26 protein-coding genes and 1 pseudogene are annotated in these 26613 nt (G+C 59.7%); 13 read left to right on the top strand and 14 right to left on the bottom strand.

Annotated elements, in window-relative coordinates; translation table 11 throughout:
* Nucleotides 1-6 precede the first annotated feature (6 nt).
* Nucleotides 7-1620 (top strand): response regulator, encoded by a 1614-nt coding sequence (locus E8E78_RS07345; RefSeq protein WP_049276409.1) that lies wholly within the window; start codon nt 7-9, stop codon nt 1618-1620.
* Between the two features lie 3 nt (nt 1621-1623).
* Here E8E78_RS07345 and E8E78_RS07340 read toward each other — a convergent pair whose 3' ends face one another.
* Entirely contained in the window at nt 1624-3693 is a 2070-nt protein-coding gene (locus E8E78_RS07340; RefSeq protein WP_114942390.1) for an ATP-binding protein, read from the bottom strand.
* 181 nt (nt 3694-3874) lie between these two features.
* Between E8E78_RS07340 and E8E78_RS07335 the strand changes: the two genes are divergently transcribed.
* Complete coding sequence (locus tag E8E78_RS07335; RefSeq protein WP_049276412.1) at nt 3875-4561, top strand: type 1 glutamine amidotransferase domain-containing protein; 687 nt, start codon at nt 3875-3877, stop codon at nt 4559-4561.
* 133 nt (nt 4562-4694) lie between these two features.
* On the top strand, nt 4695-5501 hold the full coding sequence (locus E8E78_RS07330; RefSeq protein WP_280311648.1) for a CSS-motif domain-containing protein: 807 nt from the start codon (nt 4695-4697) through the stop codon (nt 5499-5501).
* A 22-nt stretch (nt 5502-5523) separates the two neighbouring features.
* Here the strand turns inward: E8E78_RS07330 and hppD are convergent, their stop codons facing one another.
* Nucleotides 5524-6600 (bottom strand): 4-hydroxyphenylpyruvate dioxygenase, encoded by a 1077-nt coding sequence (gene hppD, locus E8E78_RS07325; protein WP_059395990.1) that lies wholly within the window; start codon nt 6598-6600, stop codon nt 5524-5526.
* A gap of 299 nt (nt 6601-6899) precedes the next feature.
* Between hppD and E8E78_RS07320 the strand changes: the two genes are divergently transcribed.
* Both E8E78_RS07320 and rarD read left to right on the top strand, forming a co-directional pair.
* Nucleotides 6900-8486 carry an EAL domain-containing protein gene (locus E8E78_RS07320; RefSeq protein ID WP_059395991.1) on the top strand — a complete coding sequence of 529 codons (1587 nt, stop codon included), beginning with the start codon at nt 6900-6902 and terminating at the stop codon, nt 8484-8486.
* Nucleotides 8487-8518: 32 nt separating this feature from the next.
* On the top strand, nt 8519-9406 hold the full coding sequence (gene rarD, locus E8E78_RS07315; protein ID WP_024717647.1) for an EamA family transporter RarD: 888 nt from the start codon (nt 8519-8521) through the stop codon (nt 9404-9406).
* On the opposite strand, the gene E8E78_RS07310 is transcribed toward rarD, so the two are convergent.
* The gene (locus E8E78_RS07310) at nt 9369-10940 is read right to left on the bottom strand and encodes a TerC family protein (protein ID WP_049276416.1); all 1572 of its coding nucleotides are present in this window, start codon (nt 10938-10940) and stop codon (nt 9369-9371) included. The two genes, rarD and E8E78_RS07310, sit on opposite strands and share 38 nt — an antisense overlap.
* A 269-nt stretch (nt 10941-11209) precedes the next feature.
* Here E8E78_RS07310 and E8E78_RS07305 point away from each other — a divergent pair, with 269 nt between their 5' ends.
* Complete coding sequence (locus E8E78_RS07305; RefSeq protein ID WP_049276417.1) at nt 11210-11791, top strand: LysE family translocator; 582 nt, start codon at nt 11210-11212, stop codon at nt 11789-11791.
* On the opposite strand, the gene E8E78_RS07300 is transcribed toward E8E78_RS07305, so the two are convergent.
* The 3 genes from E8E78_RS07300 to E8E78_RS07290 form a co-directional block, all read right to left on the bottom strand.
* The gene (locus E8E78_RS07300; protein WP_049276419.1) at nt 11784-12572 is read right to left on the bottom strand and encodes an AraC family transcriptional regulator; all 789 of its coding nucleotides are present in this window, start codon (nt 12570-12572) and stop codon (nt 11784-11786) included. The two genes, E8E78_RS07305 and E8E78_RS07300, sit on opposite strands and share 8 nt — an antisense overlap.
* A gap of 34 nt (nt 12573-12606) precedes the next feature.
* Entirely contained in the window at nt 12607-13734 is a 1128-nt protein-coding gene (locus E8E78_RS07295; protein WP_280311647.1) for a glycosyltransferase 61 family protein, read from the bottom strand.
* A gap of 73 nt (nt 13735-13807) precedes the next feature.
* Nucleotides 13808-14962 (bottom strand): hypothetical protein, encoded by a 1155-nt coding sequence (locus E8E78_RS07290; protein WP_049276422.1) that lies wholly within the window; start codon nt 14960-14962, stop codon nt 13808-13810.
* A 479-nt stretch (nt 14963-15441) separates the two neighbouring features.
* Here E8E78_RS07290 and E8E78_RS07285 point away from each other — a divergent pair, with 479 nt between their 5' ends.
* The 3 genes from E8E78_RS07285 (at nt 15442) to E8E78_RS07275 (ending at nt 18884) form a co-directional block, all read left to right on the top strand.
* Nucleotides 15442-17061: an NADP-dependent glyceraldehyde-3-phosphate dehydrogenase gene (locus tag E8E78_RS07285; RefSeq protein WP_049276423.1), complete on the top strand. Its 1620-nt coding sequence runs from the start codon at nt 15442-15444 to the stop codon at nt 17059-17061.
* Between the two features lie 110 nt (nt 17062-17171).
* A complete protein-coding gene (locus E8E78_RS07280; RefSeq protein ID WP_197864633.1) occupies nt 17172-17651 on the top strand; it encodes a VOC family protein in 480 nt (159 codons plus the stop codon).
* A 51-nt stretch (nt 17652-17702) separates the two neighbouring features.
* Nucleotides 17703-18884 carry a hypothetical protein gene (locus E8E78_RS07275; RefSeq protein WP_059395995.1) on the top strand — a complete coding sequence of 394 codons (1182 nt, stop codon included), beginning with the start codon at nt 17703-17705 and terminating at the stop codon, nt 18882-18884.
* 85 nt (nt 18885-18969) lie between these two features.
* Here the strand turns inward: E8E78_RS07275 and E8E78_RS07270 are convergent, their stop codons facing one another.
* On the bottom strand, nt 18970-19329 hold the full coding sequence (locus E8E78_RS07270; RefSeq protein WP_049276425.1) for a hypothetical protein: 360 nt from the start codon (nt 19327-19329) through the stop codon (nt 18970-18972).
* A 226-nt stretch (nt 19330-19555) separates the two neighbouring features.
* Between E8E78_RS07270 and E8E78_RS07265 the strand changes: the two genes are divergently transcribed.
* From E8E78_RS07265 to E8E78_RS07255, 3 genes are all read left to right on the top strand, one after another.
* Complete coding sequence (locus E8E78_RS07265; protein WP_049276426.1) at nt 19556-19870, top strand: hypothetical protein; 315 nt, start codon at nt 19556-19558, stop codon at nt 19868-19870.
* 115 nt (nt 19871-19985) lie between these two features.
* The gene (locus tag E8E78_RS07260) at nt 19986-20186 is read left to right on the top strand and encodes a hypothetical protein (protein ID WP_049276427.1); all 201 of its coding nucleotides are present in this window, start codon (nt 19986-19988) and stop codon (nt 20184-20186) included.
* Nucleotides 20187-20332: 146 nt separating this feature from the next.
* Entirely contained in the window at nt 20333-20545 is a 213-nt protein-coding gene (locus E8E78_RS07255; protein ID WP_049276428.1) for a hypothetical protein, read from the top strand.
* A 49-nt stretch (nt 20546-20594) separates the two neighbouring features.
* Here E8E78_RS07255 and E8E78_RS07250 read toward each other — a convergent pair whose 3' ends face one another.
* From E8E78_RS07250 to E8E78_RS07230, 5 genes and pseudogenes are all read right to left on the bottom strand, one after another.
* Nucleotides 20595-20903, bottom strand: coding sequence for a hypothetical protein (locus E8E78_RS07250; protein WP_041167748.1), 309 nt, complete (start codon nt 20901-20903; stop codon nt 20595-20597).
* A gap of 219 nt (nt 20904-21122) precedes the next feature.
* Nucleotides 21123-21491, bottom strand: coding sequence for a hypothetical protein (locus tag E8E78_RS07245; RefSeq protein ID WP_049276429.1), 369 nt, complete (start codon nt 21489-21491; stop codon nt 21123-21125).
* Nucleotides 21492-21997: 506 nt separating this feature from the next.
* The gene (locus tag E8E78_RS07240; RefSeq protein WP_016499933.1) at nt 21998-22288 is read right to left on the bottom strand and encodes a hypothetical protein; all 291 of its coding nucleotides are present in this window, start codon (nt 22286-22288) and stop codon (nt 21998-22000) included.
* Nucleotides 22289-22554: 266 nt separating this feature from the next.
* The gene (locus E8E78_RS07235; protein ID WP_280311646.1) at nt 22555-23244 is read right to left on the bottom strand and encodes a hypothetical protein; all 690 of its coding nucleotides are present in this window, start codon (nt 23242-23244) and stop codon (nt 22555-22557) included.
* A 241-nt stretch (nt 23245-23485) separates the two neighbouring features.
* A pseudogene (locus E8E78_RS07230) lies at nt 23486-24339 on the bottom strand (SDR family oxidoreductase).
* Between the two features lie 73 nt (nt 24340-24412).
* On the opposite strand from E8E78_RS07230, the gene E8E78_RS07225 reads away from it, so the two are divergent.
* Complete coding sequence (locus E8E78_RS07225; protein ID WP_280311645.1) at nt 24413-24817, top strand: MerR family transcriptional regulator; 405 nt, start codon at nt 24413-24415, stop codon at nt 24815-24817.
* Nucleotides 24818-24867: 50 nt separating this feature from the next.
* Here the strand turns inward: E8E78_RS07225 and E8E78_RS07220 are convergent, their stop codons facing one another.
* Together E8E78_RS07220 and umuD are read right to left on the bottom strand one after the other, a co-directional pair.
* Entirely contained in the window at nt 24868-26142 is a 1275-nt protein-coding gene (locus E8E78_RS07220) for a Y-family DNA polymerase (protein ID WP_016499937.1), read from the bottom strand.
* Nucleotides 26132-26560, bottom strand: a complete 429-nt coding sequence (umuD, locus tag E8E78_RS07215) for a translesion error-prone DNA polymerase V autoproteolytic subunit (protein WP_059396000.1) — start codon at nt 26558-26560, stop codon at nt 26132-26134. Before umuD ends, E8E78_RS07220 begins: the two co-directional genes overlap by 11 nt.
* Nucleotides 26561-26613: the final 53 nt, after the last annotated feature.

Raw genomic sequence — 26613 nt, 5'->3', positions numbered from 1 at the left:
GTCGTTTTGGCCCATTCACTGGCGCTGGATGAACGTGCCTTGATTCTGGCACCTCCGCCATTAGCGGCGGATACCTCGCGCCTGCTCGCCTCCGCCGGCATCGATAGCCTGTGCACCGTCGACCTGGCCAACCTGCACAGCTGCCTGGCTGAAGGCGCAGGCCTGGCAATCATTGCCGAGCAAGTGTTCAGCCAGGGCCCAAGCGCGTTGCTGCAAGCATTCCTCGACCAGCAACAAAGCTGGTCGGACCTGCCCATCGTGCTGCTGATCCAGGGTGCTTGGTCGGCCACGGGCGCGAGTAACCACCCGGTAGGCAATCTTCTGCTGATGGTCGCCCCGTTCGACAATGCCCAACTGCTGCACATGACCCGATCCGCCCTGCGCAACCGGCGCCGGCAATACCTGACACGCGACCAGTTGCAGGACCTGCAGCAGCGTCTGAACACCCCGGTCGCATCGTCAGACCAGGAGCAGGAACGCAACGAGTTCGCCCACTACCAGGCACGCAAGATGGAAGCCATTGGCCAATTGGCCGGAGGGGTTGCTCATGACTTCAACAACCTGCTCACCAGTATTGGCGGCAGCTTCGAGCTGATTGAACGGCGACTGCATCAAGGCCGCTGCGATGGCCTGGACAGCGTGCTGCGCATGGGCCGTGAGGCAGTTGCACGCGCTGCCCGCCTGACCCACCGCTTGCTCGCGTTTTCCTCCCGCCAATCGCTGCACAGCCAGCGCGTCGACCTGCACAGCCTGCTTGAGGTGGAACGACTGAAGGCCTGCCTGAACCCTGCCGTAACCCTGCACGTGCACATCGCCAAAGGGCTGTGGCCCGTAGAAGCTGATAACAAGCAGTTGCAGGAAGCCCTGGACAACCTGCTGCTCAATGCCAGCGAAGCCATGCCCAATGGCGGCCAGTTACGAATTGAGGCGAGCAACCAGCACATCGAGAGCACACAATTCACCGGCGCAACCCTGTGCGCCGGTGACTATCTGCGCCTGAGCATCAAAGATGACGGCCAGGGCATGGCGCAAAGTACGATGGAGCACGCTTTCGAGCCGTTTTTCAGCACCAAGGCGATCGGCCAGGGCATTGGCCTGGGCCTGTCGATGGTGTACGGCTTCAGCAAGCAGTCCCGCGGGCATGTCACGCTGCACAGCCAGATCGGCCAAGGCACCCAGGTAGACCTGTACCTGCCGCGCCATATCGGCCAGGCCCGGGAACCGAGCAAGCCGATACCTGTGCAAGTTCCCCGAGGCCGTCATGTGCTGGTCGTCGAGGACGACCCCCATGTACGTCAATTGTTGTGTCAGGCGCTGCGCGAGAGCGGCTTCCCCTGCCACAGCGCGTCCGACGCCACCCAAGGCCTTAAAATCCTGCGCTCGGCACAACCCGTGGATCTACTGGTCAGCGATATCGGCTTGCCCGGCATGAATGGCCGGCAACTGGCCGAAATTGCCCGCAGCCTGCATCCGCATTTGCCGGTGCTGTTCATCACCGGCTACGCGGAAACGGCCATGGCCCGCGAAGGGTTTCTTGACGCGGGCATGCACCTGATCTGCAAACCGTTTGAACTGAAAGAAATAAAGGCGCAGGTGACGCGGATTCTTGCCGAGTCCTGAAACCTATTGTTGGTCGAGCATGGTGAGCGCCTGATCGGCAAGGTCTGCCAGCAAAAACGGCTTGTTCATCAATGCCGTTCCCGGCTGATCGAGCAACTGCGCTTCAACAGCATGGTCAGCATAGCCGGTGATGAACAGAATCTTCTGAGCAGGCACCTGCATGCGCATGGCCTTGGCCACTTGCCGGCCACTGAAGCCGCCCGGTAAACCGATATCGGTAATTACCAGGTCAAAGGGATCATCGAGGCGAAAGCGCTCCAGCGCAGTATTGGCGTCACCCGCATCGGTGACCACAAAACCGCGTTCTGTCAGGTACTCGCGCATCACGGTACGCAAGTTGAGCTCGTCATCCACCAGCAGTAAACGCGCGCCCTGGGCCATACGTTGGGAGCGTTCCCGGGGTTTGGGCTCTTCGGGTGCCGGCTCATGGCATCTTGGGAACAGCATGGAAACCTTGGTGCCTTGGGTCGGGGCCGATTCGATCCACGCATACCCCCCCGATTGACCGACAAAGCCATACACCATCGATAGCCCTAGCCCGGAACCACGTCCGATGGCCTTGGTGGTGAAGAATGGCTCAAAGGCCCTGGAAATTTCCTCTGCCGACATGCCATGGCCGTCATCCTCGACATGCAAGGCCACATAGTCGCCTGGCGGCAAGCCACCCTCATCGGGAAAACTGGCCGTTAACCGCTCGTTGACGCTGCGAACAGTGACATTGCCACGCTCCAGGCAAGCCTCCCGGGCATTGGCGCATAAGTTGACCAAGGCATTTTCAAGTTGAGGAATGTCCAGGCATACCGCCCACGGCGCGACATCCAGTTGCCAGTGCAAGCGCATCTCTGCGCCCAGCGCCTTGAGCAGCAACGGCTCGCTTTGCCGTAACTGCCGATTGAAGTCCAGGGTCTTGGGTGCAAGTGGGTGATGCCGAGAGAATGCCAGCAGGCGATGAGTCAGCTCCATGGCGCGCAGCACGGAGTCGCGAGCGACCTCCACATAGGTTTCAATCCGCTCCATGCGCCCCTCCTGCAAGCGCCGCTGCAACAGTTCGAGGCTACCACCGATACCAGACAGCAGGTTGTTCATTTCGTGGCCCATGCCCCCGGCCAACTGCCCCACAACCTCCATGCGTTCACTGTTGCGCATCAGCGCTTCAGACTGACGCGCGGCCTCTTCGCGGTCTTCGGTGATATCCCGACCGACTGCCGTCAGCAGGCTGCCGTCGAACCGGGCACTCCAGCTAAACCAGTGATAATGGCCATCGCGGTGGCGCAAGCGAGTCTGCACCTGCTCGGCATCGTGGTACTGCAGGAGCCCGGAGACCGCCACCTGGACCTCGGTGCGATCCGCCGGATGCACCAGCTCCAGTAACGGCAGATCATGAACCTGCTCTTGGGTCCAGCCCAGAATGCGGTACCAGGCCGGGTTGGCGGCATGCACCTTCAGCTCAGGGGTTATCGTCATCATTGCATCACGCGACAACTGCCAGATCTGCTCGCGCTCGGCCACATGCCGCTCTATCTGCCGTTCAAAGCCTTGCGCCTGCTCACGCCAATGATGATGCGCCTCAACGCTGGCCGTGGTCTCGATCACCGTGTGCAGAAAACCCGCCACGTTGCCAAGTTCATCGTGCAGTGGTGCATAACCGAACGCGCACCACAGCGGCTCGCTGCCTTTGCCGCAGACGATACGCTGGGGCGGGTCCTCGACAAAGTTCGAACGCCCTTCAAGCGCCTTGAACACCCAGGGCCCCATTGCCGGCCAGAGATCACGCCACAGCGCATCGAACCCATTGCCCAATGCATCTGGTCGGGCGGCCCGCAGCGCCCGATAGCCATCGTTGTGCACCACGCAGAGGTCTGTCCCCCAGACCACTGCGCAGGGAAACGGTGACAAAAGCATCATGTCAACGGCAATGCGCAAAGATGCCGGCCATCGCGGCAACGGCCCAAGAGTTGTACGCCCCCAGTCAAATTGCGCAATTCTATCGCTCATCAGGTCGACCGACGGCGATACGGGCGTTTTCAAGGTGAGCTGCCGCGCAGGTTTGCGCGGCGTACCGTGTACGGCCAATAGCGTTACTCCAGCAATGCAAGGATTCACCCGAGTGCCGAGGCTACCCCGAGGGTTTCGTTCAAATTAGCACAGCATAAGCTGCGCACTATGGCGTACGTGCACCTGGGAGCTATGCTGATTAGGTTTTCTCCGGGCCAGGGAGCAACGGCCCATCCAGGTTGCCGACAGGAGCGTGGTCATGAGCAAGAAAATGCTGGTAGTGCTGACCAACACAGCCAAGTATCCGACCTTGAAGCGTGCCACGGGCCTGTGGCTGGGTGAAGCGGTGCACTTTGTCGAGAAAGTCGAAAAGGCCGGCTACATGGTCGATTATGTCAGCCCAGAGGGGGGCTACGTCCCTGTCGACCCACACAGCCTGCAGATGGCCCCCGACCTGGACTGGCAATGGTATGACGACAAGCGCTTCATGACCCGCCTGGGCACCAGCTTGAGCCCTGGCCAGGTAAAGGCCGACGAATATAGCGTCATCTATTACACCGGTGGGCATGGGGTGATGTATGACTTTGCCGATAACAAGCCGCTGCAGGTGCTGGCGCGCAAGGTCTACGAAAAAGGCGGCATTGTTGCAGCGGTCTGCCATGGCGTGGCCGGCCTGCTTAACATCAAGCTCAGCGACAACAGCCTTTTACTGAAGGGGCGCAAAGTGACCGGCTTTTCCGACATTGAGGAACAACTGGTGGAGCTGGACAAGGTGGTGCCTTTCTCGACGGAAAAAGAGCTAGGTGGCCGGGGCGGCGAGTACAGCAAACATGATGACCCGTGGAAGCCATACGTCGTCGAGGATGGTCTGCTGATCACCGGTCAGAACCCTGATTCCACTGCCCTGCTCGCAGAGAAAGTACTGGAGAAACTCAACGCTAAGTAAAGCCTTACATCAGCCTTCTGGTTTTCCTGTCGCGCAGACTGCACGCGGACTACAGCCGGCATGTCATCGAATGCATAGGCTCTGGGCTCAGCTGTACACCACGAACAGCTTCTGCCCGGAGAACTAATGCACCATGTTGAAAATCATGCACGCCGGGCGCCGCCTGCGGGAGCTCCTGCTGCTCACCACCGTAGGCTTGGTGCCTGTGATTTCCGGTTTGTTGGTGATGATTGTTCAACTGGAAATGAAGCTTGAGGAAAACGCGGCCATTTCCGTTCAGGAAGCGGTTTTCAGCATTGACCAGGCACTGAATCGACTGCAAGAGGCTGCCCAGCGCACCCTGCCACTGGCAGGCAAGCCCTGCCAAAGCGTTAACAGCGCTTTACAGGAGCAGGTCGTGAGCCGTTCCGTGCTCAGGTCGTTGACCCTGGTAAAGGGCAATGAAGCCTACTGCAGCAGCGCTTCAGACTCACTTGACCACTTATCTGCCTTCGCCTCATCTGGCCAACAGGTCGAACTGTCCTATGGCCAACCTGACAGGCGCCGCAAACTGCTGGTCAACTTTTACCTGCAAGGCAACGAAAGCGGCGTAATCGTGACCGCTTATGCCTCACAGCTGCGCAATGAACTGGATGCCTTTCAGGACGGACTGACACTGCTGGTGGAGTTTGGCAACCGCTGGATCTGGAGCGAAGGCGATAGCCGTGACGCACAGCGCCCTTCGCAGTCCGAGTTTTTCGCCACCGCGTTGTCGGCCAAATATGGGTACAGGGTAAAAGGCGGCTACGCACAGGGTTACACCGCCCAGGAAATCCGCCAGTCCATGCTGCAGATCCTGCCCTCGTTGGTGCTGGTGGGGACCGTGACCGGCCTGATCGTCTATCTGGGCCTGTTCAGGGCACGCTCCAGCAGGCGAGATAGGGCCGCCAAAGCTACATGAAGGCGGCGCTACCCAGAGGGTATCAGTCGGTGCTCAGCACACCGCGGCGTACCTGGTCACGTTCGATGGATTCGAACAACGCCTTGAAGTTGCCTTCACCAAAGCCATCGTCACCTTTGCGCTGGATGAACTCGAAGAACACCGGGCCGAGCAGGGTTTCCGAGAAAATCTGCAACAACAGGCGTTTGTCTTCGGGCTGCGAGGCACCATCGAGGAGGATGCCGCGTGCTTGCAACTGGTCGACCGGCTCGCCGTGACCAGGCAGCCGCTCCTCGAGCATTTCGTAGTAGGTTTGCGGCGGCGCAGTCATGAAGCGCATGCCATAGCCCTTCAGGGCATCCCAGGTCTTGAGCAGGTCGTCGGTCAGGAAGGCCACGTGCTGGATACCTTCGCCGTTGAACTGCATCAGGAACTCTTCAATCTGGCCTGCACCCTTGGACGACTCTTCGTTGAGCGGAATGCGGATCATGCCATCGGGAGCGGTCATGGCCTTGGACGTCAGGCCGGTGTACTCACCCTTGATATCGAAGTAGCGGATTTCGCGGAAGTTGAACAGCTTCTCGTAGAAGCCAGCCCAGTAGGCCATGCGCCCGCGATAAACGTTGTGGGTGAGGTGGTCGATGATTTTCAGGCCGGCACCCACCGGGTTGCGATCAACACCTTCGATGAAGTTGAAGTCGATGTCGTAGATCGAGCTGCCTTCGTCGAAGCGGTCGATCAGGTACAGCGGCGCACCACCGATGCCTTTGATTGCCGGCAGGCGCAGCTCCATCGGCCCGGTTTCGATTTCAACCGGCTGGGCGCCCAGTTCCAGGGCACGGGCATATGCCTCATGGGCATTGCGCACACGGAACGCCATGCCGCACACCGACGGGCCGTGTTCGGCCGCGAAGTACGAGGCGATGCTCTTGGGTTCGTTGTTCAGGATCAGGTTGATGCCACCCTGGCGGTACAGGTGCACATCCTTGGAACGGTGGCTGGCCACCTTGGTGAAGCCCAGAATCTGGAAGACTGGCTCAAGTATGCCTGGGGTCGGCGAAGCCAGTTCGATGAATTCGAAGCCCATCAGGCCCATTGGATTGTCGAAGATATCAGCCATGTTCGTGTCCTCATCTGCAGCGAAATATTATTGATTGCGTACGATGTGGGACAGAAACGGCGGTGCGCAGGGGATGCCTCGCACGCTGCGGGCGAGGAAGTCACCTATGATCAGCTTGAACCCATGGTATGTCATATGGACCCATTCTCGGCGGGCTTGATCCTTCGGTATTGAAGGACCTTATTGTTGTATTCGTAAATGGATTCTACATTGCGTAAAAACGTTTGTCGCGTTTTAGTTGGCCGCGTGTCCCGACAAGCGGCTATCCTCTCGTTACCCTTCCCATAGATCATTCCCGCATGCCTCTTACCGCCAAACGCCGCGCCAGCCTGAGCTGGCGCAACCTGCTGCCCTGGGTCGTCGGCGTGCTGCCGGTATTGTGCGGCCTTGCCGTGATGAACTGGCAGGTAGAGCGCGAGATGCAGGCCAGCAGCCAGGCCACCACCCGCCAGGCGGTGGAGCACGTCGAACGCATCCTCGACAACCTGTCCCGTGCTGCCAATGCACTACTCCCCCTGACTGCCAGCCCTTGCGACCAGGTTCAGCTTACGCTGCGTGCCCAGGTGACCCGCAATGCCTTCGTGCGCTCGACCAACTTGTTCAGGCACAACAACCTTTATTGCACCTCGCTGTTCGGCGAATTCGACGAGCCGGTCAACGCCAGCGACTACACCGATGGCAAGCTTTGGCTGATGGACGGCAACTCTGTCACCCCGGGGCATCCACTGTTGGTGTACCGCGCCAGCGACGGCGACAACGGCGCAATCACCACGGTGGATGGCGACCATTTGTTGACCGCATTGCGCCTGATCGGCCCGGATGAAGAGCTGCAAATACGCGTGGGCAACGCCTGGATGGGCAAGGACGGCGTTGTACACATAGGCGCACCACCTGCCGCAGCCAGTGCCAACGTGTTGCTGGGCTCGACGCGTTACCCGTTCAGCGTGCAGGGCGGCTACAGCGCCGACAAGCAAGGCCAGTTGCTGCGCAGCCACTACCCTGCCCTGCTCAGCCTGCTGCTGGTACTGGGGGCCGTGGCCGCGCTGGTCTGCCGCTGGCAGATTCGCCGCGCCACATCGCCCCGCGCCGAGCTGGATCGGGCCCTGCAGGCTGACGAATTCCTGCCGTACTTCCAGCCGGTGGTGCGCAAGGGCGATTACCGCTGGGCTGGTGCTGAAGTGCTGATGCGCTGGAACCACCCGCGAGAAGGCCTGGTTCGCCCTGACCTGTTCATCCCCTATGCCGAGCACAGCGGGCAGATCGTCGCCATGACCCGGGCGCTGATGATGCACACTGCCCAGAGCCTCGCGCCCTACATTGGGCTGCTGGAGGATGGCTTTCACATCGGGGTCAACATCACCGCTGACCACTGCCGCGACTTGCGCCTGCTGGACGACTGCCGCACCTTCCTGCAGCACTTCCCGCCTGGCCGGGTGGTACTGACCCTGGAGCTGACCGAGCGCAAGCTCATCGAGCCCACCCCGGTGACCCTGGAACTGTTCGAGAAACTGCATGCCATGGGGGTAATGATTGCACTCGACGACTTCGGCACCGGGCAATCCAGCCTTAATTACCTGCGCCAGTTCAAGGTCGACTACCTGAAAATCGACCAGAGCTTCGTTGCCATGATCGGCGGCGATGCGCTGTCCGTGCACATCCTCGAAACCATCATCGAGCTATCTGCCAAGTTGGGCCTTGGCATCGTTGCCGAGGGTGTCGAGACCGACACCCAGCGCGACTACCTGGCCCGCCATGGCGTGGACTTTCAGCAAGGCTACCTGTTCGCCAGGCCCATGCCTGCGGCGCAGTTCCTTGAGGCACTGGCCTCACATCCGGGCGCGTCACGGTTGCCGCAAGGCGCGCCCCCTGAGATCATGCGCGGCTGATCCAACCGCTCAACTCCCCATTCGAGGCATTTGTGTCAAAAGGCATTGTTTCATCGGTCATGGCGTCCTGTCTGTTCGCTGTGATGTACTTCTATACCTCGCTGCTCACGCCACTCGATGGCGAAGAGATCTTTGGCTGGCGCACCCTGCTGACGCTGCCCTGCCTCACCTTGTTCATGCTTGTCTCGAAGGACTGGAAACGGGTAGGCGAGCTGCTGGCCCGGGTAAAACGCACGCCCGTACTGTTGCTGGGCATGGTCGGTACGTCGTGGCTGATGGGCGTGCAGTTGTGGCTGTTCCTCTGGGCGCCCCTGCACGGTCGCAGCCTGGAAGTGTCGATGGGCTACTTTCTGCTGCCGCTGGCCATGGTGCTGACCGGGCGGCTGGTGTATGGCGAGCGCCTGTCGCGCCTGCAGAAGGTAGCCGTGGCCTGCGCCGCGCTGGGCGTAGGCCACGAGCTGTACCAGAATGGCAGTTTTGCTTGGGAAACCCTGCTGGTGACGATCGGCTACCCGATCTACTTCGTACTGCGCCGGCGTTGCCGCACCGACCACCTGGGTGGCCTGTGGTGCGACATGTGCCTGCTGCTGCCGTGGGCGCTGTACTTCGTGATCCAGGGCCCGCTTTCGTCCGGCGACCTGCAGGCTCACCCGGGCCTGTATGCCCTGATCCCGGTCCTTGGGGCGATCAGCGCCTCGGCCCTGATCGCCTACGTGCTGGCCAGTCGCTTATTACCATTCAGCCTGTTCGGCCTGCTCAGCTACGTCGAGCCCGTGCTGCTGGTGGGGGTGGCGCTGCTGCTGGGCGAAACCATCGGCCCGGATCAGTGGCTGACTTACCTGCCGATCTGGGCCGCGGTACTGGTGCTGGTGCTCGAAGGCTTCAAGCACCTGCTGCGTCAGCGTCGCCGTTCGGTATGAGCCGAACCTGGCGCACCCGCCGCTCTTCAACCGCCTCCACGGTCAGCGTCCAGCCATTCCAGGCCAGGCGATCCCCCACCATCGGCAGGCGGTCGAGCAGGCTCATCACCAGGCCTGCCAGGGTCTGGTAATCATCGGTGGCACGGGCACTGAAGCCGGTACGTGCCTGTACCTGGCTCAGGTTCAGTGCACCGCTCACCACAAAGCCTTCACCCTCCTGGACGATACCGGGGCCTTCAACCTCGCTCGCGTCCGGTAGTTCACCGGCAATCGACTCAAGGATGTCGGTCATGGTCAGCAGGCCGGTGAAGTCACCGAACTCGTTGACCACAAAGGCGATGTGGGTCGACTGCCCACGCATCTGCTCCAGGGCATTGAGGATGCTGAAGCTCTCCAGCAGGTTCAACGGCGCCCGTACCATGCCTTCCAGCTCCGGCTGGTGGCCCGACAACAACTCCTTGAGCAGCTCCTTCTTGTGCACGAAGCCCAGTGGTTCGTCGACACGGCCATTACGTATCAACGGCAGGCGCGAGTACGGCGAGTTGGCAAGGGCCTGGGCAATGGCTTCGGCCGGTTGCGCAAGGTCGATCACATCAACCTCGGCACGTGCGGTCATCACCGTACGGATCGGCCGCTCGGCCAGGTTCAGTACGCCACTGATCATTACCCGCTCCCGGCGATCGAACAGCACCTGTTCCTGGCCACCTTCGACCAGGTCGGCGATTTCCTCGCCCACCTCGTCAGCCTCGACCCGGCGGCCGCCCAGCAGGCGCAGCACGGCATGTGCGGTGCGCTCACGCAGCGGCCGGTGCTGCTGCAAGCTGCGCTTGCGGCGGGCACGAGCCAGCTGGTTGAACAGCTCGATCAGGATCGAGAAGCCAATCGCTGCGTACAGGTAGCCTTTCGGGATATGGAAGCCCAGGCCCTCGGCGGTGAGGCTGAAGCCAATCATCATCAGGAAGCCCAGGCACAGCATGATCACCGTGGGGTGGGCGTTGACGAAGCGGGTCAGCGGCTTGCTGGCAACGATCATGATACCGATCGAGAAGATCACCGCGATCATCATCACCGACAGCTCATCGACCATGCCCACTGCCGTGATCACCGCATCCAGCGAGAACACCGCGTCCAGCACCACGATCTGGGCGACGATAGGCCAGAATGCGGCATGGCGCAGCGTGCCACTGGCCTGGGTCACATGGCCTTCCAGACGTTCGTGCAACTCCATGGTGGCCTTGAACAGCAAGAACACACCACCGAACAGCATGATCAGGTCACGGCCAGAGAAGCTCTTGCCGAACACGTCGATCAACGGTGCGGTGAGGGTGACCATCCACGAAATACTGGCCAACAGGCCCAGGCGCATGATCAATGCCAGGCTCAGGCCAATCACCCGCGCGCGGTCGCGCTGATGCGGTGGCAGCTTGTCTGCCAGGATGGCAATGAACACCAGGTTGTCGATACCCAGCACCAGCTCAAGGACGATAAGCGTCAACAGGCCTAGCCAGGCCGTGGGATCGGCTAGCCATTCCATTAGCGGGTACTCACGAAGGAAGCGTCACGAGGACAGAGGGAGAACGGCCTGAGAGGCCAGAGACTGGGGGGCTCCGCGAAGGTGCTCATATATACCTTGATAGAAAATTGGGAAAATAATCCTACAGGCACAGCAGTTTTCTCTGATAGCGCAAAACTATTACAAAACCTTTAACGCGTGTGAGTCCGCATTGGGGGTACTTTTATTCAATACTCTAGACAACCAACAGCTGAAAATCAGGGTTCCCTGCAACCACCCGGATCTCTCACATGAGCCTGTCCCTGTCCATGGCCGCCTTCGCACTGGCGGCGTCAATCTCCCCCGGCCCGGTCAACATCGTAGCCCTGAGCAGCGGCGCCAGCCATGGCTTACGTGCCAGCCTGGCGCATGTCGCCGGCGCCACCCTGGGCTTCTGTCTGTTGCTGGTGCTGGTCGGGCTGGGCCTGCACCAGCTGCTGCTGCGCTGGCCTGTGTTGAGCGTGCTGCTGCACTGGGGTGGGGTGATGTTTCTGCTGTACATGGCATGGAAACTGGCCCGCGACGATGGCCAGCTGACTGGCGCGCACTCAACACCCGCCCCCTCGGCCTGGCACGGCGCGGCCATGCAATGGCTGAACCCCAAGGCCTGGCTGGCGGCAGTGGCCGGGGTCGGCGCTTATACCGGCGGTGAGCAGCACTTGCTGTGGTTGTTCGCCTGGATCTACGGGCCGATCTGTTTCATTTCGGTAGCCAGCTGGGCATGGGCCGGCAGCGTGATTCGCCAGTACCTGAGCAACCCACGGCACATGCGCCTGCTCAGTCGCGGGTTGGCGGTTTTGCTGGCGGGCAGTGCTGTGTACCTGGTTATCTGACCCCGGTGGCATTGCGATAATGACCCGGCGTCGCAGCCAAATGCTTTTTGAACGCCCGCTGCAAGTGCGCCTGGTCGGCAAACCCGGCCTCCTGCGCGACCTCGGCAATGGCCCGCCCCTGACGCAACTGCGCCCTGGCCAGCTGAACGCGCTGATCGAGCAGATAGCCATGCGGTGTCAGCCCGTAATGTTGGCGAAAGGCACGAATCAGGTAGGCGCGCGACAGACCGCACGCTGCGCAGACATCTGCCAGGCTCAGCGGATCGCTGCGATGAGCGCGTATGAACGCTGCTGCCGCGTCCAGCCGTGGGTGGCCTTCGTCACTGACACGGGCATTGGCGCCGAGAAAGTCCGGCAATGAGCCTAACAGGGCGGCCAGGCGGCCTTCCCGGTCAGGCACACCCGCATCGAACAGGTCTGCAAACGCCTGCAATAACCGGTGGTACAACGCAGGCGAGTCACTCCAGGTTTGCGTCGGCAATTCAAAGCCTTGCGCCTGTAACCAGGGGAGGTCGACGAACAGCATCAGGTAAGACCAGGGCTCACCGTCGATGGGATTGCAGGTATGCACAACGCCCGGGTTCATCAGCACGGTGGTACCGGCCCCTACCTGGATGCGCAGGTCACCGTTGAGGTAGGTGCTTCGCCCGCCGGTGATCACACCGATCGAAAAGCTCTCATGCGAGTGCGCGGCGTAGCACACCTGCCGCCCGTCCCCTACCCGCCGCGCTTCGACAAAGGGTAATGCAGGGTCACGCCAGAACCGCGAAACCTCGATCATCCCCTTGCCCACTCGCTGCTGACATGCACCGATACTACACGTTTACCTGTGGAAACAGGTCCAGCGTCCGCTCCACCTCACCGATATCAATCACGAAGCCATCACCCTCCGGTATGCCGACCACAAAGCCAAAATGCTGGTAGTCACGATCCGTCAGGTACTTGTAGTAGCTGACAAAACGGTTCGGCGGCTGCAAGGTCAGCAGGCAGCCGCCAGGCTGGAGCACATTTACCCCGTGCACCAACTGGCTGCCCTCCACGCCGATGACCACCCTGGCCCCGGCACAGGCCGCAACAATACTCGGTACGTCGGACTTCAGCGGATTGACGATGCGAAAATCACGGGTCACACGCAGGTGCTCGGCAAGCTCCAGCTCGTTGCGCAACAGGCGCAGGTCACCGTCACCGCCGCGCAGCAGGAATACGCCAGGATGCGAAGCATGCGGCACGTGCGACAGCAGTTTTTCACCCATGGCCCGGTAGCGGGCATGCCGGCTGCGATTGTTGCTCTGGTCATCGAACAGCACCAGCTCACGGAAAAAAGCACTGCGCAGGCGCACCGGCTTCATGCCCAGCCAGTCTTCGTAGGCCGGCGCCTGGGTGAACAGCGGGTACCGGGCCGACGGCGCAGTGGTCACCGGTATGCCCTCGTTACAGGCCAGCGCATAGGTCGGGCAATCTTCCATCAGCCAGGTGCCGAACCACGAGTTGCCGTTTTGCGTGCAATAAATGGCCCCGCGGTCTATTTCGTTGTCAACGATGATGGTCGGAAAGGTGCTCGGTTTCAGCGACAGCCAGTGGCTGGCCTTGCCCTTGTACAACGCGCCATCGACCAGCCACACATTCTTGATCAGGTAGCCGCGGGTTGGCCCTTGTAGCGTGCTGATACCGCCCTCCATGGTGCGAGCGGGGTGCACGTAGGGGTAAAAACGCTTGCCCTCCCAGCCCGTGACCCGCTCCATCTGGCCAGACAGGAAAATGGCCGGCGGCGACACCGTGGTTTCGCCCGGGGCAATGTCCCAACTTTTGCTAGCGATGCTCTTGAGGTCGAGGGCCGTGTTCTTGCCCAGCCGCTTGCGCGCCATGTAGCGGTAGGCGGCCAACGTCCACGTGTGCTGCTTGGTTTCGGGCGATGCACTGAACTGCGAGATGTCGCTTCCCATGAAGCGTCCTCCCCTGATGACGAAGTCTAAACCCTGGCGTAAAGCGCCAGATCAATGCATCCCTGGCAACCACTCAGTTGCATGTGACTCTTTCCATGGTGGGCGGCGACTGCAGGCTGGCGTAACGGCTGCGCAGGGTTTCCACGAACGGTTCACCCGCACTTCTGCCACCATAGAGATAAATCTTGTGGAGGCCGCCAAACACCATTTCGTGGTAACGGCTGGCAACCTCCTCATCGCTCGGGCCATCCGGCAACCCCAGGTGCAGCGTGAGTTTGTCGCCCTCCACTGCAAACATCGGGGTATCCCACAAGAACTTCGCCGTACCGGTCTTGGGCAGGCGAACAAACAGGTAGGCATGGTTGCCCAAAGAGTCGATGTCCCCCCCGCGACGGCGCTTCCATTTCAGCAGACCGTCGTCCGGGCGCGCCAGGCACAGGCCGATGTCGTAATAATCGAAGCCCTGCTCCAAGGCCCATTCAAGCGCCATGAAAGTGGTAATCGAATTGACCTCGCGCAACCTCTTGGCATCACTGAACACCGCCTCGCAATAGCCGAAACGCAACGTGCTCCAGTAGCGCTTGCCACCGCGTACCACTTCGCAACCCAAATGGCAGCCGATCACTTCGTCACCCAACGTGATCAGGTCGAGCCTGCCGACGCTTTTGGCAATGCGGAACACTTCTTCCGTGGGGAACTGCGCAGCATGGATACCCTGCCTGGCGGTGGCATAGGGGCGCAGCAGCTCACGATCTGCCATGGCGATCTCGTCGTCCGAGAGGGCCTGACGCATCTGGTACAGCGGGCGATTCTTGCGAATACTGCGCCGCAGTTCGCTGTCGTAGCGCGCCGTGATGTCCTCCAGCGAGCGGCCCAGCGGCACTACGGCGCTCAGGTAATGGGGCACTGACAGCGCCCCCGACGAGGGCATTTCGCTGATCACCACGACATGGTTGGCAGCCGCCGTTGCACTTGCACTGTCCACGATAGAAGCGCTGCCCTGGCCCTTGCCACCGATCAGCAGCTTGGCCATTTCCCGCTGTTGCTTGCGGCCGATGTAAAGAATTTCGTAAGGGCTTTCCTGCTGTAGCCGAAACCTGGCTACTTCCCAACGCCAGAAACAGGCACGCGCCGCCGTTTCCCGAATTTTGCTGGCCAGCAGCCTCATTTCGTAGCGCATGGAGGGTGACAGGAGCTTTCGCGCCACAGCCGTCAAGGTCTCTTTCATTTCTTCTTCGACGTCCTTTGAAGTGCTCTATGGTCTATCTGAAAAAGAGAAAAAATTAGCAAAAACACTTAACGCTTTGATTTTTATAGTTTGCCCTGAAACTTGCCTATCACATTCAGTAACAATTTAAGATGCCTGCAAACGCTTTGGCAAGCGGCTTCTGGCTGACTTTAGATCAAGTTTGATGGCGTCAAATTTCCTGCGTGAAAACCCACGCCAATCGCCAGTTTGCTATAAGCGTGCCGACAGTCGTGGCATTTCATTACCACTTGGCAATTGATAATTAGCATTTGATATCTTCTTTGCATAAAAGAAGTGTCGACATGCCTGGACGCTTTACGCGGTGCCTGCTGCCCATCTGGCAAGCAGGCACGGCCCGCTTGAGCCAGACTGGTGTTTTTCCGGCGGCCGGTGCATGCTCGAAGCTGAAGCGATTCACCCGGCTTGAAACCAGCCCCGTAATGTGAGGTGCAGTACCTATGGACCGTCTGCTCGATTCACTCTTCCCCAGCGCCGAGAACATCCCTGAAACCTGGCGCCTGGGAGCCCCTCTGGAACAACGAGATTACCTGGTGAACGGCGAGCTCAGGCGCTGGGACGGCCCCTTGGCCACGGTACGCAGTCCGGTATGGCTCAAGGAGGGTGCTGATGAACGCCAGGTGGTGCTGGGCAGCGCACCGCTGCTCGATGCCGACACCGCCCTCACCGCCCTCGACGCCGCCGTACAGGCCTACGACAAGGGCCGCGGTGCCTGGCCGAACATGCGAGTGGCCGAACGTATCCAGCATGTCGAAACCTTCCTGGCACGCATGCGCGAGCAGCGCCAGGCGGTGGTCAAGCTGCTGATGTGGGAGATCGGCAAGAACCTCAAGGATTCGGAAAAGGAATTCGACCGCACCTGCGACTACATCGTCGACACCATCAACGCCCTCAAGGACCTCGACCGCCGCTCCAGCCGCTTCGAGCTGGAACAGGGCACCCTCGGCCAGATCCGCCGCGCGCCCCTGGGCGTGGCATTGTGCATGGGGCCCTACAATTACCCACTGAACGAAACCTTCACCACGCTGATCCCGGCGCTGATCATGGGCAACACCGTAGTGTTCAAGCCGGCCAAGTTCGGTGTGCTGCTGATCCGACCGTTGCTCGAAGCCTTCCGTGACAGCTTCCCGCCGGGTGTGATCAACGTGATCTATGGCCGCGGCCGGGAAACGGTGAGCGCGCTGATGGCCAGCGGCAACGTCGATGTGTTCGCCTTCATCGGTACACACAAGGCTGCCAGCGACCTTAAAAAGCTGCACCCACGCCCCCACCGCCTGCGCGCCGCACTGGGCCTGGATGCCAAGAACCCGGGCATCGTGCTGCCGCAGGTCGACCTCGACAACGCCGTCGAAGAAGCGGTTACCGGCGCGCTGTCGTTCAACGGCCAGCGCTGCACGGCACTGAAGATCCTGTTTGTCCACGAGGACGTGGTCGACGCCTTCCTCGACAAGTTCCAGCGCAAACTGGCCGCGCTCAAGCCCGGCATGCCCTGGGAACCGGGCGTGGCGCTGACGCCATTGCCGGAGCCCGGCAAAGTCGACTACCTCGACGGCCTGGTCGCCGATGCCACAGCCAAGGGCGCGCGCGTGCTGAACGAAGGTGGCGGGCAAAGCCGCGGGTCGTTCTTCTACCCGGCCCTGTTGTACCCGGTGAACCACGAAATGCGCGTGTACCACGAGGAGCAGTTCGGCCCCCTGGTACCCGTAGTGCCATATCGCGACCTGCAAACCGTCATCGACTACGTGCTGGACTCCGACTACGGCCAGCAGCTGAGCCTGTTCGGCAACGACCCGGCGACCATCGGCAGCCTGGTCGACATCTTCGCCAACCAGGTGGGGCGCATCAACATCAATGCACAATGTCAGCGCGGCCCGGACACCTACCCGTTCAACGGCCGCAAGAACAGCGCCGAAGGCACCCTGTCGGTACATGACGCCTTGCGTGTCTTCTCTATCCGCACCCTGGTCGCCACCCGCTTCCAGGAGGCCAACAAGGCACTGATCAGCGAAATCATCCGTAACCGCCAATCGAGCTTCCTGACCACCGATTACATCTTCTGACGGCCGCACTTATAGAAAATCGATCTAGCGCCATTGTCGATTTTCCATCGGCGCAAACGACTCCAAGCAACAGGGCGCCCTCCGGCGCCCACCGCAAAGGAGAGTCGAACATGGCAGTCAAACCCATCCCGGAAGGCCAGCACAGCATCACCCCCTACCTGGCTATCAACGACGCCGCCAAGGCCATCGAGTTCTACAAGGAGGCCTTTGGTGCGGTCGAGATGTTCCGCCTCGATGCCCCTGGTGGGCGCGTGGGCCATGCCGAATTGAGGATCGGTGACTCGTCGCTGATGCTGGGCGACCCCTGCGACATGGAGGGCGGCCTTACCGCCAGCCAGAAGCTCAGTGGCGCAGGCGTGGGCCTGCACCTGTATGTCGAGGACTGCGACAAGGTTTACGCCCAGGCCTTGGCGGCTGGCGGCACCCAGTTGCACCCCTTGACCGACCAGTTCTACGGCGACCGTAGCGGCACCCTGAAGGACCCGTTCGGCAATATCTGGTTCGTCTCCACCCATAAGGAGGACCTGAGCCCTCATGAAATTCGTGCCCGCGCCGCGAAGATGTTCGGTGGTAACCCAGCGGCAAGTTGAAAGCGGCGCGACTTTGCTTGAAGCTTGAGGCTCGTAGCCTGGAGCTGCTTCATGCGAATCATCGACAAAACCGCTGCGCAGGTGCGCAGCCTGACCTCCGCCGAAGAGGAGCTGCTGGTCGGCTTTGCTACCGGCAGCCTCGTCGGCCCACGCCTGTTGCAGGCCAACCAGCTACTGATGAAGGTGCGCAACGCCAACCAGTGGCTGGCCTGTGACTGCCGCAACGACGCCTTGCCGGTGCTCAATGTCACCCTGAACGGCAACACCGGCACGTTGTTCCTCAAGAACAACCCAGGCACCGCCGAGCACGCGCCTGGCTGCCCGTTCACCAAGGACGAGCGGGAGGCCTCCGAGCGCGAAGACGACCCTGCGCCACCCGCCGCCTGGCTACCGCCCGACACGCCATTGCGCTTGATTGGAGACTTCCGCGCCGGTAACGCCAGTGCCACCAGTGATGGTCACGAGCGGCGCGAACAGCAGCGCTTGCTGTCGCTGTTGCTGACCTGGATCGAAACCAGTGGCCTCAATCTCTACGCCACCCACTTGAAAAAAGACCTGACCACGCAGTTTGCCGAATTGCGCAGCGTGGCCAGCCGTTACCCGCTGCTGGAGCGGGTACCTGCCAGCAACTACCTGGAAACCCGGCTGGACATGAAGCACATGATGATGCTCAAGTCCCGCCTGCGCGAAGCCACCGTGTTCGGCAATCATCGCCGCCATGGGCTGATGCTGGACTGCGTCGACCAGATCAAAGGGCGCAAGCTGTTCAACAACCGCAGTGAAGACGGCTTCGACTTCCAAGGGCACCACCTGTACTGGGGCGGTAGCCGTACCACCGGGCCGTTGCTGGCGCTGATGATCTACTCGCCGACCAGCGCCGGTAGCCATTTCTATGAGCTGATCCACGTGGCCAGCGTGCCGGTGCTATCCCGTTCGCATCTGTTCCCGGTGTATCGCGATGAAGAGCGCGAACCGCTCAAGGCCCTGGTGTCGTTGATCGACTGGATGGCCAGCAAAGGCGTCAAGGTGCAGATGCGCCGGCCAGTGATCGGCGGCCAGGTGATGGATGAGCTGGTGCTGACCTCGGACCAGGACAGGGTGTTGTCAGTGTCGCTACTGGAACAGCCCATCGGGCCAGAGCCGGACACCGAAAACTTCAAGCGCTACGCCGACTTCAAGAGCCTGGAAACCTTCCGCAAGTTCGTCGCCGGTTTCTTCATGCGGGAGCGCTGAACGCCGGACAGTACATGCCCCGCTGCGGCAACGGTCCTGTGGCGCGACCGGGGCGCAAAGGGGCCCCAGGATCGCGGGTACCGTTTCAGTCCAGGCACTCCTTGGCAGCCTGGCGCAACTTGTCGCCAGACAGGAAGCTGCCCTTGTAGAAGGTCGCGCGGCTGCCCTCGCGAGCGTCGACCACGTCCAGCACATCGTCACTTGCCACCGCGCTGGATGCCGTCAGCCGGTAACCGTGGGCAATCGACTTCTGTGTGGCCTGGGGTGCCAAGGCCTGCCACTTGGGCAGGACACAGGCAGCATACTGCTGGGGTGATTTTTTGGTCAGCTTGCTGGCAGTGGGTTTGCCGGGCGTTGCGCAGCCGACAAGAGTGGCAACTAACGCAGAGGCGATGAAGATACGAAAAGTAGGCATTTGCAATTGGCCGTCAGGGATACGCTGCATTCTAGCGAGGGTTGCGCCGAGTTCCTAATCAACCAAGGTCTTGCAGCTGAATTTTCGCGTAATTGACATAGTACCAACGCGCCAGCAACAAAAAACACACATAGCAGCTTGTTTACTAGCGCCCGGTAGCAGCAATTAATTGTTGTGACCCAAGGAACGAATTCATTCTGCCCGGCTTCTGATTAACATCACGGCATCACCGGCCGGCTTTGCTCAGGAGAACCCCATGCTCTGGTGGCTGGACCTACTCGCCCAATATGCAACCTCCACCGGCCTCGCCGTGCTCTGTATTTTCGTGTTCTGGGCTTATGGCCTGGCATTCGGCAGGGCCTACATGAAGTTGCTTTCTGGCCTGCTGGCCGCCATGCTGCTCATGATCTCCGCATGCCCGCACGGTGTGGACTTCGCGCTAGGCAAACACCTGACACCGGGTGATACCAGTGCTTTGCTGCTGTTTCTTGCAGATGCTACAGGCGTGATCACGGCGGTGGTGGTGGCCTCGTTTTTCTTCAGCCCAGGGCGGTTGCCGGACGAAGCCTGAACGGGTGACATACAGAGCACCTGATATTTCTGCCAGTAGCATGGCCGGCTGAACGCTGAGAAAGTGAACCTGCCAATGGGGCATCACACCGCGACTCGGCCAGGGACTACACACCATGCAAAAGAACGCCAACACCACGCAATTCTTCTATCAGAATGGCAAGCTGGTCACACTTAAAACCGGTGAACAGGGCCGCAGCATCTTTCGCTCCTCGGACGTGCCACTTGCCGAGCAGCAATCAGACGGCACTCACACCAGCGGATTGCTGGTGACCGACGACAAGGGTTCGGTACTGCAGGTGCAGGAAAAAAGCTGAAACCTCCAACGCCACTGCAGAGATCGCACAAGCTTTTCTGAGCTCGGTCAAGGACGGGCCTTCCACAAATCTGTTGCGTTTCACCCGGCCCTGAGGCGATGCTCACGGGACCGATGAAGCGATAGACAAGGAAGGCCTTTAGCACCATGGAGACGCTTAACAGCATCAAGTCGGATCTGGTCCGAACAGCCGATCATCTGGAAAAACTCAGTCAGGCCATGAGCGGCCACGCCCGGTTCATGGAGGCGCGAGGTTCACAGCGCGAGATCGATGTCACGGCGCACATCCGGTCCATCGATGTGGTTGCGGACGAGTTGCGCTCTGTAGCTGCGAAAATCGACGATATCAAAGGCGCTTGATGATAAGCGAAGCAGGTGACTGCTTTGCATCAGGTGCCCGGGCAACCAGTCAGCTGAACTTGAGCTTCGCCACTTTGCTCAGCGCCCAACCACTGAACACGTAGAACGCATCCAGGTAAAAGCGCCCCGCATAGTTGGGCAATGGCGCGTGATTCAACAGCACATCCGGGTCGGGCGCCGGTGGAAACAGGGCATAAAAGCCGTTGGGTAACACCGCCAGGGCCAGCAACAACAGGTAAGTCGAGGCTTGCAGCAGGGTGCTACGGCTGCTGAATCTGGCGGACCATTTCAGGCCGAAGTATGCAACCAGGCCGGCAACGGGCAACACCCAGAAATGCGTCGGGATCCCAATGAACATTTCGGCGACAACGCTTCTAGCTTCCACCCACTGTTCTCCATCCAAATGCGTGAATTATCGCGGTCAAGCCAGGCAAATGCAAAACAGGCGCGGCTCCAGCCAGTTTTTGAAATTTGCCGGTGAACCTGCATACAGCGCGTTGGGCGGAAATCATGCTGACGTCCCTACACTAAAAACCCGCTTTCGATGGCGGGCTTTTAGTGTAGAGGGGTCATTGCATCATGCTTTTGAACACATCAACGCGGCATCCAACAACCGGCCATGGTCGTACCAGGCATCACGTTGATAGGCCGTGAACTGGTGCTGGCCTCCTGTACTGCGCAGCTCCACAAGGCCACCTGCCTTGCTGGGATCGGTGCTTTCGATGAACAGCCTGACCGAATTATCGCTGTCGACCTCGAAGGTTTTCACATTCCCTGGAAGTTCGCCCTTCACGCACCCCAGATACGCCGGTGGGTTTTTCGCGGTGGTGCCAGAGGTATAATCATGCCCGTCACGCACGTCAGGGTTTTGTGCGCAACCTGCCATGAACACTGCGGCGAAGGTGGACACAAGCAATGCACCTGCTACCGATCTTGAACGCTTCACGCGACACACTCCTGCTCCCCCATCGAGAACCTGGAAAGTGTTGCCAAGTAGCACGCCCATTTTTTAGTTTTCTTGAGCCCATGTTACTGCTCAATAGCAACCGTGCCATAGGGTTGTTTGCTATATGGGTTCAGGATGCATTTGAGGTATAGCCAGGTTTTTCCCCAGCGGCTTTTCTCGCAGGCATCAGGCCGGCCAGCCTGGCCGCAAGAATTCCGGCGGGGCTCGGGCATGTCACAGTCGGATGGGCATAAGCGACGGCAAATGCCCCCAACTCCGAGTATTACCCAGCCCATTTTCGGGGTCAGGCAATGGCCTTGAGAAACACCAGGGTTGCCACCAGATCCAGTACCAGCACAGCAGCCACAACGAAAACCATGTAATAGCGGTCATCCTGAGTCATTTCGGCGCTCTCCGCGAGGTCAATGTCTCAGGGTCACAGCAATTACCGTTCCAGCATCGAACCGCATCCAACCGCTACCACTGCGCTCATGCGTGGCGGCCTTCTACGACGCCTTGACCTGGCATACCCCGTTGGCTTTGTTCTTGCCGGTATACGAGACATCGGGCGAACCGTCGGGGTTGATCGACAGTGAAACCGTCACCCCGCTGCCTTTGGCTTCGAAGTAGTTATCGTTGAACTTCTTCAGCTTGCCTTCCTTGCCATTGATATAGATCGGCCCGCCCTTGTCGGCATGGACCTCGATGTTGCCAGGGCACGTTGCGTTCAACAATGGAATCCCGGCCTGGGCAGCGCCCGACGCCACCAGCAAAGCACCCAGCAATAAGCGTTTCATCTCACACATCTCCAATGGATTGACCGAGATCCAAGCAATAGCCCAGATCAGCGCTGGCCGCCATCGCCTTGGCGCTTTTCGCTCGATGCAGGCATAAAACCACCTGCGAAAAAAACACCCGCCGGCCCTATAAGCCAACTGACGCTCGTGCCTGGGCTAACAGCCGGTACAACAATAGTTAGTGCGAACAGACCTATTCCTGTCCACAGGCGCTTACGTGGTGTGAACCACGCTCGGAAGTTTTCCAGTGTTTCCCCCATCATCACCTATCGCCCCGAACCATAGTAGAAACCCTCTGCAGTAAGCGCCACAGATGCGTGGTAGATCACCTCATTGCTTTTTCTCGTTGCATAGAGATTGCAGAGAAGCCGCCCGGGGCCTTCAGGAGGAATCGGAGAGATTGAATTTTTGTTGCTTTGATCCAGATTCAAGGGCGCGCGACTGAGCTGGCCAGACCGAACGCCGGCGACTATGACATGATCCAGATCGCCCTTTTGAGGTTTTACCTCCCGCATCCGCACAGTATTCCTTATCCACCCCTTCAACCTTGCCAATGCCCCGGACACTTCAAGCACACACAGCCTATCAAGCTCAGCCTCCAGGCTCCTGCCACTGCCTGCAGCCTTCCACTTTAAAAAATCTCCCTCTCGAATCGACTTGGGCTTGGCGTAATAGTTGTAAGCTTCCATACCAGGCGGGGGCCCGTCAGCGGCAAAGTTATAGGACATTTGCTTGCTAAAAATATCTCTGAATATCGAGGGATGATTTTTTTCGATGTACTCCCTGACGTAGGACTCCGTGTACCATCGTTTGGCGACGAACACCCTGTTTTTGTCATCGCCCGCAAGGGCTGGCTGGAATATGGCCGAACAGAGACCGACAACCGCAAACGCTCTAAATGCCATCTGAACTCCCTTCAACACACTCACCCTTTCCCGATAGAGGACCTTACGCATACTACTGCGGCAGGCCGCCTGCTGTGGCGCTTGCGCAGCGTCTCAATAGAGCTGAATCTCTAACCTGACCCATCATCCAGCGTGGATAAAATACCATCATCGCGCCAGTATTCCGCTATTTAATACATTCCTTGTCATGTGGTCTTTAGAGTATGGCGAGGTCTTGCTGATACAGGGCCACGCGCGTCGAACGCGAGCTCGCTGTCACACGTATTGCTTAAGCCATTACCACTGGCCTGCCTCAGTGAAGAAAGTGATCCTTGACGTATTGCACCGTCTTGTCCAACGTGCGCGCCATATCGGGATGTATTAACTGATACTTGCGCTCCAGTTGCTCGCTATCACTCATGTCGAAGCGCTGCGTCTGGATAAAGTCCAATGACTCGGCACTGATCGCAAACCGTGCTTCCAGCCCGGGAATCGCCAAAAGCCACCTGAGCAACCTTATCGATACATGCCGGCGTGGCGCCGTGACCTCCAGCGTTTTTGCGATCTGCTCAAGCATCCCCTGCAGGCTCGATGTGTGTTCATGGAGCGCCAGCGCCTGGCGGTTGGCCATCGAGGGGTCGAAGGCCACACAGGTCATCATCGCCACCAGGTAATCAACGCTGACTAATGGCAGCCAGTGACTGGGGGAGCCGGGGACCGCTTTGAACCGACCTTGTGCCAGATTTCGAATGAGTGAAACCAGAGGCTGCCCTTCCAGGATGTGCCCACTCTCGCTGTGGCCGCACACCGTAGCAGGATGAACGATCGTGTAGTCCGCGCCCGCATCCTGAGCACATTGACTGCCTGGGCGCGCTCCATTGACAGCCCCCAGGAAAACTCCGCGGCGAGGTGGAAGATCACAGAGGCCGAAGACACACCCTGCTTGTCCGCTTCGCTGATCCCGAGCCCCTCTCTACTGATATCGCCCTCAACGGCATTGATATACGCAGGATTACCGCCCAGTTGACCTACCTGTTTTCTGAGACGCTCAATGTTGCCAGGGGTGCGCATAAGCACCCAGGCCTTGTACCCGGCAGCAGTAAGACGGGCCAGTAGATGTTGCCCCACAAATCCACTGCCGCCTGTGACGAAGCATTCCACACTCATGCCTGATTCCTTGTCTGGATAATAGGTGCAGGCTAAGGTGTAGAGCACGCTCTACAGTCAAGGGGTTTTTAGTGTGAACGTTGGAGAGTTAGAGCGCCGCAGTGGCGTCGGTCGGCATACATTGCGCTATTACGAACAGCTCGGGCTTATCGTGGCACAACGACAAGCCAACAATTACCGCAGTTACAGCGATCAGACGGTAGTTGACCTGGCCTTTATTCAGAGCGCCCAGAGTGGCGGTTTTTCCCTCGCTGAGATTGGAGAAATTCTTGCAGCCAAGCGAGGTAACAAGATCGATTGCGCACAAGGCGCAGCCTTGGTCGCCAGCAAGATGACCGAAATTCAAGCGAAGATCGCCACGCTTCAAGCCGCGTATGTCTTTCTGAACGCAGAGCATGCGAAGCTTGAAGCCAGTGCCATTGCCGACGGTCTGATTACTCCCGGCTTAGCTGTCCATCTGCATGCCTCTACGCCATAGCCTCTGGCAAGGCCATTCGCTCAGCTCGTCAAGCCACGCCGATGGCAGGCTTAACATTTGACCGTCCAGAGCTGATCGATCCGCGTCGTATAGGATTGGCTCATCATCTCCCTCCTCATCCCCCAGTCCGGGGATGCCGGCACGCTGGCGGCTCGCATCGTCCCCCTCCCCCAGCGCCCGTTGATGTCATCCATCACCTGCATCAGTCGATCACATGCCACTGACTGTTTGAGCGCAAACAAGTCCTCTGAAAAATCACCTGGTTGCCGCAGGTCCATCAGCAGCACTTCTGCCTTGCTGTAGCGAAATCCTGGCCTGAAGATTCGCCCGACCGCATCGGTGGCCAGTCGGGTCATCAGCAGCGTGTCGCAGGTGGGGTATGGCAGCTCCACCAACGCGCCCTGTGCGTGGTGCGCCTCATCCGGGTTGAACATGCCGGTGCGAATGCTCACACGCATGCGCTTGCACACTGAGCCTTGGGCGCGGAGTTTTTCCGTTGCTCGGCCGACGTAAGTGGCCACTGCCTGCTTGATGGGCGCCAGCTCTGTCAGCCGCTTGCCGAACATCCGGCTGCAGCAAATTTCCTGCTTCGGGGGGTCGGGGTCGTCCAGTTCCAGGCACGGCGTGCCTGCGAGCTCGCGGGCAGTCTTCTCCACCACCACACTGAATTTCTGCCGCAGCGTCCAGGCATCAGCCTTGGCCAGATCCATTGCCGTGTGAATGCCCATCGCCTCGAGGTGGGCGGTCATCCGCCGCCCGATGCCCCATACCTCTTTAACTTCGGTGTTGCGCAGCACCCAATCGCGCTTGAACGGATCGGTAATGTCGACCACACCCCCGGTCTGCGCCTGCAGGCACTTCGCCGTATGATTGGCCAGCTTGGCGAGCGTCTTTGTGCCGGCGATACCGACACCCACGGGGATACCGGTGCACTGGAAGATCCTGGACCGCATCTTGCGTCCGAACTGGGTCAGGTTTTCCTGTACTCCAGACAGATCAGCGAAGCACTCGTCGATGCTGTAGATCTCAGTGGCCGGCACCATCGAATCGATCAGGGTCATGACCCGCTCGCTCATGTCGCCGTACAACGCATAGTTGCTGCTGAAAGCCTTGATGCCGTGCCGGCGCAGCTTGTCCTTCACTTGAAAGTACGGCTCGCCCATCTTCACGAAGGGCTTCGCGTCGTATGACCTGGCGATCACGCAGCCGTCGTTGTTGCTCAACACGACGATCGGGGTTTTGGCCAGGTCGGGCCGAAACACGCGCTCGCAGCTCGCGTAGAACGAGTTGCAGTCGATCAGCGCGAATACCTGGTCACTGCGCATGGTCGCGAACGCTGTAACGCACAACGCCCCAGACAACGAGCTCGTCGCCTTCCATGATGTACCGTGCCGGGTAGGCGGGATTTTCAGATTTCAGGATTACCACGCCATCGCGACGATGCAGACGCTTGCAAACGGGCTCGCTGTTGACTGCAGCGATGACAATGTCCCCATGCTCCGCCTCACGACCGCGGTCGACGATGACGATGTCACCCGAGTAGATCCCTGCCCCTTGCATGCTGTCGCCCTCCACTTTCACCAGATACACATGGGGTGCGCGAAGGTCGAATAGCTCATCAAGGGAAATATGGCCTTCCAGATGGTCCGCGGCAGGCGAAGGGAAACCAGCCGGAACGTGAAACGAATACAGCGGAAGCAGTTCGGTTCCGCCGGTTGGCGTACCCAAAAATGTGATGGTCATGGTGGAAGGTCCGATGATAGCTGTATGTATATACAGTAAATCTGGCATCGGCT

Source organism: Pseudomonas sp. BN505 (assembly GCF_029873175.1).
In the GTDB taxonomy this organism is placed as follows: Bacteria; Pseudomonadota; Gammaproteobacteria; order Pseudomonadales; family Pseudomonadaceae; genus Aquipseudomonas; species Aquipseudomonas putida.
The sequence above is the reverse complement of the archived record's forward strand: the minus strand, read 5'-3'. Positions and strand labels throughout refer to the sequence as shown.

Bases quoted from the DNA above. Each gene is read 5' to 3' on its own strand.
- E8E78_RS07295 (WP_280311647.1), bottom strand. From the start codon at position 13,734: ATGGGAAGCGACATCTCGCAGTTCAGTGCATCGCCCGAAACCAAGCAG.
- E8E78_RS07310 (WP_049276416.1), bottom strand. From the start codon at position 10,940: ATGGAATGGCTAGCCGATCCCACGGCCTGGCTAGGCCTGTTGACGCTT.
- E8E78_RS07300 (WP_049276419.1), bottom strand. From the start codon at position 12,572: ATGATCGAGGTTTCGCGGTTCTGGCGTGACCCTGCATTACCCTTTGTC.
- E8E78_RS07320 (WP_059395991.1), top strand. From the start codon at position 6,900: ATGCCTCTTACCGCCAAACGCCGCGCCAGCCTGAGCTGGCGCAACCTG.
- E8E78_RS07260 (WP_049276427.1), top strand. From the start codon at position 19,986: ATGCAAAAGAACGCCAACACCACGCAATTCTTCTATCAGAATGGCAAG.
- E8E78_RS07255 (WP_049276428.1), top strand. From the start codon at position 20,333: ATGGAGACGCTTAACAGCATCAAGTCGGATCTGGTCCGAACAGCCGAT.
- E8E78_RS07235 (WP_280311646.1), bottom strand. From the start codon at position 23,244: ATGCGTAAGGTCCTCTATCGGGAAAGGGTGAGTGTGTTGAAGGGAGTT.
- E8E78_RS07290 (WP_049276422.1), bottom strand. From the start codon at position 14,962: ATGAAAGAGACCTTGACGGCTGTGGCGCGAAAGCTCCTGTCACCCTCC.
- E8E78_RS07250 (WP_041167748.1), bottom strand. From the start codon at position 20,903: ATGTTCATTGGGATCCCGACGCATTTCTGGGTGTTGCCCGTTGCCGGC.
- E8E78_RS07305 (WP_049276417.1), top strand. From the start codon at position 11,210: ATGAGCCTGTCCCTGTCCATGGCCGCCTTCGCACTGGCGGCGTCAATC.
- umuD (WP_059396000.1), bottom strand. From the start codon at position 26,560: ATGACCATCACATTTTTGGGTACGCCAACCGGCGGAACCGAACTGCTT.
- E8E78_RS07240 (WP_016499933.1), bottom strand. From the start codon at position 22,288: ATGAAACGCTTATTGCTGGGTGCTTTGCTGGTGGCGTCGGGCGCTGCC.
- E8E78_RS07330 (WP_280311648.1), top strand. From the start codon at position 4,695: ATGTTGAAAATCATGCACGCCGGGCGCCGCCTGCGGGAGCTCCTGCTG.
- hppD (WP_059395990.1), bottom strand. From the start codon at position 6,600: ATGGCTGATATCTTCGACAATCCAATGGGCCTGATGGGCTTCGAATTC.
- E8E78_RS07335 (WP_049276412.1), top strand. From the start codon at position 3,875: ATGAGCAAGAAAATGCTGGTAGTGCTGACCAACACAGCCAAGTATCCG.
- E8E78_RS07280 (WP_197864633.1), top strand. From the start codon at position 17,172: ATGGCAGTCAAACCCATCCCGGAAGGCCAGCACAGCATCACCCCCTAC.
- E8E78_RS07220 (WP_016499937.1), bottom strand. From the start codon at position 26,142: ATGCGCAGTGACCAGGTATTCGCGCTGATCGACTGCAACTCGTTCTAC.
- E8E78_RS07265 (WP_049276426.1), top strand. From the start codon at position 19,556: ATGCTCTGGTGGCTGGACCTACTCGCCCAATATGCAACCTCCACCGGC.
- E8E78_RS07275 (WP_059395995.1), top strand. From the start codon at position 17,703: ATGCGAATCATCGACAAAACCGCTGCGCAGGTGCGCAGCCTGACCTCC.
- E8E78_RS07285 (WP_049276423.1), top strand. From the start codon at position 15,442: ATGGACCGTCTGCTCGATTCACTCTTCCCCAGCGCCGAGAACATCCCT.
- E8E78_RS07270 (WP_049276425.1), bottom strand. From the start codon at position 19,329: ATGCAGCGTATCCCTGACGGCCAATTGCAAATGCCTACTTTTCGTATC.